Source organism: Vicinamibacteria bacterium, from assembly GCA_035620555.1.
Classification (GTDB): domain Bacteria; phylum Acidobacteriota; class Vicinamibacteria; order Marinacidobacterales; family SMYC01; genus DASPGQ01.
On sequence record DASPGQ010000266.1, the window covers coordinates 1 to 9,076 of the forward strand.

The window sequence follows — 9,076 nt, forward strand, 5'->3', positions numbered from 1 at the left end:
TCGAGATGTACCCCTCGCTCGCCGGACTCGATCTCGTATGGGAATCGCTGACGGGAGCGACTCCGGCCCTGGCGCCCGCGACTATGGCATACTTGGGACTGTTGGGGATGGCGTCAACGTACCGTCACCCGGGAGGAGGGATGTCGTGATGCGCTCGTCTGGATGGCTCCGCTCACTGTTGGTTCTTGTTCTCACCCTCGGATTGTCCGCCAGTGGGGTCTTGCTGTTCGCGCAGGTCGGAAAGAACAACGGGGTCGTCAACCCCAATCTCGCCGGCAAGGACGAGCTTCTCGCCCTTCCGCACCTCGATGAGACCGTCGTGACCGCCATCATGGAAAAGCGCCCTTTTCTGAGCATGATGGATCTGCACGGCCTGCTCAAACAATCGGTGAGCGACGACGCGTTGAAGGAGCTCTACGTCAAGATGTTCGTACCCATCAACCTCAATACCGCGAGCGAGGACGAGATCCTTCTGGTCCCCAGCGTCGGCCCGCGCATGGCGCACGAGTTCGAGGAGTATCGTCCCTACAAAGCTCTGGCTCAGTTCCGGCGAGAGATGGGCAAGTACGTCGATGACGCGGAGGTGGCGCGCTTGGAGCAGTACGTCTTCGTGCCCATCGATCTCAACACCGCTACCGAGGAAGACATTCTCAGCATACCCGGCGTGGGCGACCGTATGCTGAAAGAGTTTCTCGAGTATCGCCCATACCAGAGCATGGCGCAGTTTCGGCGCGAGATCGGCAAATACGTGGACGACAAGGAGCTCGCGCGGCTCGAGCGGTACGTCACGCTCAACCAGCCGTAACCCAGCACAGTTTTGGAGTGCCGCATCGGCGGCGCTCGGACTCCGGTCATCGATCCCGTGCGCTCCGTTGGGCGGGGGAGGTACAATCGCGCCCGATGGCTCGGACGCTCGTCGTAGTCCTCCTTCTCGCGGTGGCGTGCGGCCCCGCGGCGACGGAAACCGGCCAGGTCGTCGACTCGATCTCCTCGTTCATCCAGGAAGAGATGACGACCAAGACCATTCCGGCGCTTTCGATCGCGCTCGTCGACTCCGACGAGACCGTTTGGGCGACGGGGTACGGCCATGCGGACGCCGAGTCCGGACTCGCGGCCACCGCCGAGACCGTCTATCGGGTGGGCTCGGTCTCGAAGCTCTTCACGGACATCGCCGTGATGCAGCTCGTGGAAAGGGGTGAGCTCGACCTCGACGCCCCGCTCGCGGAGTACGTCCCCGAGCTGTCTTTCTCGAAAGACGTGACTCTGCGACAGCTCATGTCGCATCGCGCGGGCGTTGTTCGCGAACCGCCGGTGGGCAACTATTTCGACCCGAGTGAGCCGACGCTCGAAGCGACGATCGAGAGTCTGGACGGATTGCCCCTGGTCTACGAGCCCGAAAGCCGTACCAAGTACTCGAACGCGGGCATCGCCCTCGTCGGCTACGTACTCGAGCGGACGCAGGACGCCCCGTTCACCGACTACATCGAGAAGAATGTGCTGTCCGCATTTGGAATGTCCCACTCGAGCTTCGTGCCGCCTCCGGAGGTCGCCACCGGTACGATGTGGACCTACGACGGCCGGGTCTTCGAGGCCCCGACCTTTCAGCTCGGCATGGCGCCGGCGGGCAGTCTCTATGCCTCGGTCGATGATTTGGCTCGATTCATGAGCGCCCTCTTTCGCGGCGGCGACGGCGTGATCTCACCCCGAACGCTCGCGTCCATGTTCGAGCCGCAGTTTCGCCACCGAGATCCCTCCGCATCCTACGGCCTCGGGTTCTCGATCGGAGAGCTCGACGGTGCCCGGCTGGTCCGCCACGGAGGCGCGATCTACGGGTTCTCCACCGAGCTCGCGTTCTTGCCGGAAGAGAAGCTCGGGGTCGTTGCCGTCGCCTCGAAGGATTTCACCAACGCCGTCGTCGAGCGGATCGCTCGCCACGCCCTCCGTTGCCTCTTGGCGGCGAAGAGCGGACTGCCCCTTCCTCGAGCGGAGACGACCTCGCCGCTGCCTTCGGGCAAGGCTCGGGAGCTCGCCGGCCGTTACCCCGACTTCCGCTTGCTGGCACGCGGTGACCGGCTTTATCTCGACGAGAAAGCGAACGTCGTCGAAGTCCGGATGCGCGGAGGCGAGCTCGTCGTGGACTCGCCGATCGCCTACGGCCGGGTGGTAGACCCGGATCCTCGCGCGCGCCTCGAAGAGGTCCTTCCCGATGAAGCGCCGGAAAGATTTCGCCCGCTCATTGGTGAGTACGGCTGGGACCACAATACGCTCTACATCCTGGAGAAAGATGGTGCGCTCCACGCCCTGATCGAATGGTTCGAGAGCTACCCCCTCACCGAGCTGAGTCCGAACCGGTTTGCCTTCCCCGACTACGGTCTCTATCACGGGGAAGAGCTGCGTTTCGAGGACGGCGCCGTCGTCGCCGCGAACGTCCGGTTCGAACGTCGCGACGTCGGGGCGAGTGAGGGCCAGACGTTCCGAATCACGCCGCTGCGACCCAGCGAGGAGCTTCGCCGCGAGGCTCTCGAGGCGAGCCCGCCAGAGGAAGCGGGAGACTTTCTCGACCCCGATCTCATCGAGCCGGTGAGCCTCGACCCCACGATCGGCCTGGACGTTCGCTACGCGACGACCAACAACTTCATGGGTGCGGTCTTTTACGATGAACCCCGGGCATTTCTGCAGAGAGCGGCTGCCGAAGCGCTGGTGCGCGCTCATCGGGCACTCGAAGCCGAGGGCTACGGCATACTCGTTCACGATGCCTATCGGCCCTGGTACGTGACGAAGATGTTTTGGGACGCGACGCCGGAAGAGCTCCGGATCTTCGTGGCCGACCCGTCGAGCGGTTCGCGCCACAACCGCGGCGCGGCCGCCGACGTGACGCTCTTCGATCGCAAGACCGGTGAGCCCGTCATCATGGTGGGAGGCTACGACGAGTTCTCGCCGCGCTCGTTTCCGGATTACCCGGGCGGAACTTCGCGTCAGCGCACTTTGCGAGAGCTCCTCCGCGGCGCGATGGAGGCGGAGGGCTTCGACGTCTACGAGTTCGAATGGTGGCATTTCGATTTTCGGGACTGGCAGAAGTACCCTATTCTGAATCGCACGTTCGACGAGCTCAGTCAGTGAAAAAGGAGTTGGAGCCGTGTCTCATCGTTTTCTGGTTTTAACAAGTATCGTGTTCGTTTCAGCCGGATCCACAAGCTCGGAGCAGAAGAGCGAGGGCGGGAGTGTGAACCCCCTACTGGCTCCCTGGACGGGTCCTTACGGCGTGCCGGCATTCGACCAGATGGATCTCGCCTCGCTGAAGCCCGCGCTCGAGGCGGGGATGGCGAAAAACCTCGCCGAGATGGATGCCATCGCCCAGAGCTCGGAGCCTCCCACTTTCGAGAACACGATCCTGGCGATGGAGCGCTCGGGGCGAGACCTGGGACGAGTTTTTGCCTACTACGGCGTTTGGAGCTCCAACCTGTCGACGCCGGAGTTTCGCGAAATCGAGCGAGAGATGGCACCCAGGCTGTCCGAGTTTCAGTCGAAGATAACCCAGAATGCCGCGCTATTCGAGCGCATTCGCGCGGTTCACGACGGCGCCGAGATGGGTTCGCTTCGATCGGATCAGCAGCGGCTCGTCCAGCTCATCTATGACGGCTTCGCTCGTAACGGGGCGACTCTGCAGGGAGAAGCAAAGGAGCGCTACGCCGCGATCGATCAGCGGCTAGCCGAGCTCGAGACGCAGTTCTCCAATAACGTTCTCGCCGACGAGGAGGGTTATGTGACCTATCTCGACGAGACGCAGCTGAGCGGGCTTCCGGCGTCCTTCGTGCAGTCGGCGGCCTCGGCCGCGAAAGAGCGCGGACAGGAAGGGAAGTACGCGGTCACCAACACCCGCTCCTCCATGGACCCCTTTCTGACGTTCTCGGACGAGCGCGACCTGCGCGAGAAGGTGTGGCGTACCTACTACGATCGGGGAGACAACGGCGACGAGCACGACAACAACGCCATCATCGCCGAGATCCTGAAACTTCGTCACGAGCGCGTCAACCTCCTCGGCTACGAGAATTATGCTTCCTGGCGCCTCGAGAATCGCATGGCAAAGACGCCGGAGCGCGCGTTCGAATTGATGCGAGCGGTCTGGCCCGCCGCGATCGCCCGGGTCGCCGAGGAGGTCGCGGATATGCAGGCGGTGGCGGACAAGGAGGGGAGCGGGGTCCAGATCGCCCCCTGGGACTACCGCTACTACGCGGAGAAGGTCCGCAAGGCGAAGTACGACCTCGATTCCGACGAGGTCAAGCAGTACCTGCAACTCGACAAGCTCAGGGAGGCGATGTTCATGGTTGCCGGCCAGTTGTTCGGCTTCGAGTTCGTTCCCATTGCCGAAGGTAAGGTTCCCGTCTTTCATCCCACGGTGAAGGTCTGGGAAGTGACGAACCGGACGACGGGAGAGCACATCGGCCTCTGGTATCTGGACCCCTACGCACGTACGGGGAAGCGTTCCGGCGCCTGGGCGACGAGCTACCGGAGTCGCGAGACTTTCGATGAGAAGCAGACGGTTCTCGCGTCCAACAACTCCAATTTCATCGCGGGAGCGCCGGGTGAACCGGTGCTGGTGTCCTGGAGCGACGCGGAGACGTTCTTTCACGAGTTCGGCCATGCGTTGCATGACTTCTCCTCGAACGTCGCCTACCCCACGTTGAACGGCGGGGTCAGAGATTACACCGAGTTCCAGTCGCAGCTCCTGGAGCGTTGGCTTCTGACGGATCGGGTCATCGACGGATACCTCGTCCACCACGAGACGGGAGAGCCGATTCCCGCAGACCTGGTGAGGAAGATCAAGAACGCCGCAACGTTCAACCAGGGTTTCGAGACCACTGAGTATCTGGCCTCGGCGCTCGTCGACATGATGTACCACACGACGGATCCCGACGGTGTCGATCCCGACGCCTTCGAGCGGGAGGCGCTCCGAGAGCTCGAAATGCCCGACGAGATCGTCATGCGGCATCGCTCGACCCACTTCAGTCACATCTTTTCCGGCGAGGGTTATTCCGCGGGCTATTACGGGTACCTGTGGGCGGACGTCTTGACCTCGGACGCCGCGGAGGCGTTTGCCGAGGCGCCCGGGGGCTTTTACGACAAGGAGGTAGCCGCGAGATTGGTCGAGCACCTCTTCGCTCCCAGAAACTCGGTGGATCCCGCCGAGGCTTATCGTGCGTTCCGTGGCCGAGACGCCCGGATCGATGCCTTGATGCGGGATCGCGGCTTTCCCGTTCCCGCTTCCGACGATGCGGCGAGCTCCGTCGCGCAATAGCATCCAACTCTGAGCTCGGGTCGAGTGTCGCTCACAGAAAGGCGGGCTTCGCCCCACAACGCGGGTAGGGCTTGACGTTAGAACGTTAAAACGTTAAAATGCTTCCGTGGGTAACGAGGTCAAACGGGCGACCGTGTACTTCGATCCGGAGATTCATAGGGCGCTGAAGCTCAAGGCTGCCGTGACCGACCGGCCCTTGTCCGAGCTCGTCAACGAAGCGGTGAAGGTGGCACTCGCGGAGGATGCAGAAGATTTGGCGGCTTTTCGGGATCGCGCGCAAGAGCCCAATCTCAGCTTCGAAGACGTCGTGAAAGACCTCAAGAAGCGTGGCAAGATATAAGGTCTTTATCAAACCTTCCGCCGCCAAAGAAATCGAAGCCGTCGACAACGTCAAGGATCGGCTTCGAATCGTTCGTCGCATCCGCAGACTTGCCTTGGAGCCTCGCCCGCCGGGCTGCGAGAAACTTTCCGGTGAAGACAAGTATCGCTTGAGGCAGGGCGAGTTTCGAATTGTTTACGCAATCGAGGACGAGAATCTCATCGTGTATGTCGTGAAGGTAGGGCACAGGAGAGAAGTCTATCGCTGACGACGGGGTCTCTCGCTGATGGGCTGCCGCGCGAGCGAGCTTCAGCGCGGCTCGACGACGACGATGTAGCGATTGAGGGGGACGCCCTCGAGAGTCTGGAGTCGGCCTCGGGGCCATCGAATCTCGAGTCGCTCCACGCTCGTCTCGGGTCCGAGGCCGAAATGCACCCGCAGGTCGCTTTGAGACAGGTAGCTCGCGCCGCTTCGGACTTCCCGTAGCTGCCCGACGCCACCCGTCTGGATCCGCACGCGCGCGCCGAGTGCGTCCCGAGCGCTGTCGCGACCGATGAGCCTGAGTCCCACCCAGCTGGAATCGGCGGCGAGCTCGTTGCGATAGAGGGAAGGCCTCTCGTTCATGTTGGCCACGAGGATGTCGATGTCGCCATCGTCGTCGTAGTCCGCGAAGGCCGCTCCTCGTCCCACGTGAGGTCGTCGAAAGCCTTGGTACTCCTCGAACTTGCCCTCGCCCAGGTTCAGAAACAGAAGGCTTCTCTGTGCGTAATCACTGTCCGTTCTCGACGTATCGACTTCGGGATACACGTGGCCGTTGGCGACGAAGATGTCGAGTCGTCCGTCACGGTCGAAGTCGTGGAAGCCGGTGCCCCAACCAAGGTAGAGGTAGCTCGCTTCACCCAGTCCGGCGGCGAAGCTCTCATCGGTGAAGTAACCGTCACCGGTGTTCCGGTAGATCGTGTTGTAGTCGTGAGAGAAATTCGTGACGTGGATATCGAGGAAACCGTCGTTGTCGTAGTCCCCTAAGTCGACACCCATTCCCGCCTGGGCCCGACCATCCTCGTTGAAGGCGACCCCCGCCGCCAGGGCACCATCGACGAGCCCGCCTCGTCCATCGTTGAGGAAAAGGTTGTTCGGCGTCTGGTCGTTGGCGACGTAGAGATCGACGTCGTCATCGTTGTCGACGTCGCCCCAAACCGCGCCGAGGCCGTAGAAGCGCTCACGGCCGACGCCGGTTCGGCCGCTCACGTCTTCGAAGCTTCCCGTGCTCGTGCCTCGATAGAGAAGGCTCGTGGCAGGAGGAAGCCCCTTCGGGCCGCACATCACCGGTATGCCCATGAAGAAACAATTGGGGGCTTCTCCCGGACCCGGCGTCGATTCCCGGTCGAAATCTACGTACTGAGCGACGAAGAGGTCGTTGATCCCGTCGCGATCGTAGTCGGCAAAGGCGGCGCTCGTGCTCCAGCCCGAGTCATCGAGCCCCAGCTCCGCTCCGATCTCTTCGAACGTTCCGTCGCCGTTGTTGCGGTAGAAGCGGTTGGGGCCGTAGTAGGTGACGAGGAGGTCCAGGTCCCCATCGTTGTCGAAATCGGAAGCCGCGGCGCCCTGGCCCCAGCCGTGCGCCTCCAGACCCGAGAGAACGGTGACGTTCGCGAACGTCCCGTCTCCCGCGTTGCGATAGAGCGCATGGGGAACGCTCTCGGCGTCCTCGAAGCGGGTTCCGTTCACCAGGAAGACGTCCTGATCGCCATCCTCGTCGTAGTCGAAGAAGAGAGCTCCCGTCCCCGTCGTCTCCAGAATGTAGCGTTTGGAGTCGACACCTCCGAAGGTGTTGATCCAGTCGATTCCAGCGGCGGACGTGACGTCCTGAAACGACAGCGAGCCGATCAGGACGACCAGCAGCACCTAATATTTTCCAATGACACCGGCACCTTCTTTGACGACGTACCGCCGGCCGGCGTCCAGGGTCGGAAGATCGTACTCGGCGCCCGAGGGCCACCGCAGGACCAAGCCTCGCACATCGGTCGCGTCGCCGAGGCCCAAGTGAATGACGAGCTCGTTCTGGGAGAGATAGCTCGAGCCGGCGCGAAGCTCCTCGAGGACGCCTTCGCCCCGAACGCGCGCGCCGATCCCATCTCGGTTCGAGATGGTGCCGAGGAGTCGAAGAGACAACGACGGGTTGCGGTTTCCTCCTTCGTTCTCCAGGAGCTCTGCCGCCCCGCCGTTGTTGGAGAGGACGAGGTCGAGATCCCCATCTCCGTCGAAGTCGAGCGTGGCCAGACCCCGGCCGACCCGCGGACGTGACAGGGCTTCTCCCGTGTGCTCGGACTCTTCGCGAAAGCGGCCGCCCTCGTTGCGAAAGAACTGGGCCGGCTGCGCGAAGGTGAGATTCGCCTGGAGCTCGGCGATATTGTCGAGAATGTGGCCGTTGGTCACGACGAAGTCGAGCCATCCGTCGTTGTCGAAATCGGCGAGATCGCAGCCGAATCCCAGCTCGGTCAGGCTCACGTGACCGAGCCCGGAGGCGGCCGTGGCATCGAGGAAGAATCCCGAGCCGAGATTCCGGTACAGCGTATTCGTCTCGAAGTCGAAATTCGTCACGATGAGGTCGGTGAGACCGTCGCGATCGACATCGCCCCAATCCGTCCCCATACCCGCTTCCGGCAATCCTTCTTCGTTGTAGGCGACTCCGGCCTCGAGACCGACCTCGTGGAACGTTCCGTCTCCCTGGTTCTGGAAGAGAAAGTTCCGCGTCGTGTCGTTCGCGACGTAGAGATCGGCGTCTCCGTCCCCGTCGTAGTCGGAAGCCACGACGCCGAGCCCCTTCCCAAGCTCGGAGACCGCCGCTCCGGCGGAGAGCGTCACGTCGGCGAAAACGCCGTTTCGCTCGTTCCGATAGACGCGGTCCATGACCCCGTCGTACTCCTGAGGATGGCAGTAGGAGGGGATCTCCCTCTGCGGGCTCACGCACTCACGGTGGGTCTCGAGGGTAAAATCGAGATAGTTGGTCACGTACAGGTCGACGAAACCGTCTCGGTCGAGATCGCTGAAGGCGGCACTCGCCGACCAGGTCTCGTCATCGATCCCCGAAGCATCGGTGGCATCGGTAAACGTTCCGTCTCCGTTGTTCTTGAAGAAGAGGTTGCGGCCGAACGACGTCACCAGAAGATCGATATCGCCATCGTTGTCCGCGTCCGCGGCGGCCCCGCCCATCCCGTATCCCGAGCCCTGGAGTTTGGCCGGTTGGGTGACATCCGCGAAGCGGCCATCTCCCAGATTCCGGAAGAGCGCATTTCCCTTCCACGGGTCATGATCTCCCGGAAGCGGCGCCCCATTGACGAAGTAGAGGTCGGGCCGGCCGTCGTCGTCGTAATCGAACACCACGACCCCTCCCCCGGCGATCTCGACCATGTAACGACGCCCACTCGCGCCTTGTTGGTGATGAAACCGGACCCCGGCTT

Annotated in this window: 7 protein-coding genes; 5 read left to right on the forward strand and 2 right to left on the reverse strand. The window is 62.5% G+C overall.

All coding sequences use genetic code 11. From position 1 onward, the window contains the following. The first annotated feature begins 148 nt into the window (after positions 1–148). The 5 genes from VEK15_10985 (at position 149) to VEK15_11005 (ending at position 5,883) form a co-directional block, all read left to right on the forward strand. On the forward strand, positions 149–805 hold the full coding sequence (locus tag VEK15_10985; GenBank protein ID HXV61209.1) for a helix-hairpin-helix domain-containing protein: 657 nt from the start codon (positions 149–151) through the stop codon (positions 803–805). Positions 806–900: 95 nt separating this feature from the next. Then, on the forward strand, positions 901–3,120 hold the full coding sequence (locus VEK15_10990) for a serine hydrolase (protein ID HXV61210.1): 2,220 nt from the start codon (positions 901–903) through the stop codon (positions 3,118–3,120). A 46-nt stretch (positions 3,121–3,166) separates the two neighbouring features. Continuing rightward, a complete protein-coding gene (locus tag VEK15_10995) occupies positions 3,167–5,296 on the forward strand; it encodes a M3 family metallopeptidase (GenBank protein ID HXV61211.1) in 2,130 nt (709 codons plus the stop codon). A 106-nt stretch (positions 5,297–5,402) separates the two neighbouring features. Beyond that, positions 5,403–5,636, forward strand: coding sequence for a CopG family transcriptional regulator (locus VEK15_11000; GenBank protein HXV61212.1), 234 nt, complete (start codon positions 5,403–5,405; stop codon positions 5,634–5,636). Next, on the forward strand, positions 5,623–5,883 hold the full coding sequence (locus tag VEK15_11005) for a type II toxin-antitoxin system RelE/ParE family toxin (protein HXV61213.1): 261 nt from the start codon (positions 5,623–5,625) through the stop codon (positions 5,881–5,883). Before VEK15_11000 ends, VEK15_11005 begins: the two co-directional genes overlap by 14 nt. Positions 5,884–5,924: 41 nt before the next feature. Here VEK15_11005 and VEK15_11010 read toward each other — a convergent pair whose 3' ends face one another. Together VEK15_11010 and VEK15_11015 are read right to left on the reverse strand one after the other, a co-directional pair. Next, complete coding sequence (locus VEK15_11010; GenBank protein ID HXV61214.1) at positions 5,925–7,520, reverse strand: CRTAC1 family protein; 1,596 nt, start codon at positions 7,518–7,520, stop codon at positions 5,925–5,927. After that, positions 7,521–9,076 (reverse strand): CRTAC1 family protein (locus VEK15_11015; GenBank protein ID HXV61215.1); only part of this gene is annotated, 1,556 nt, incomplete at its 5' end. It lies immediately after the preceding gene.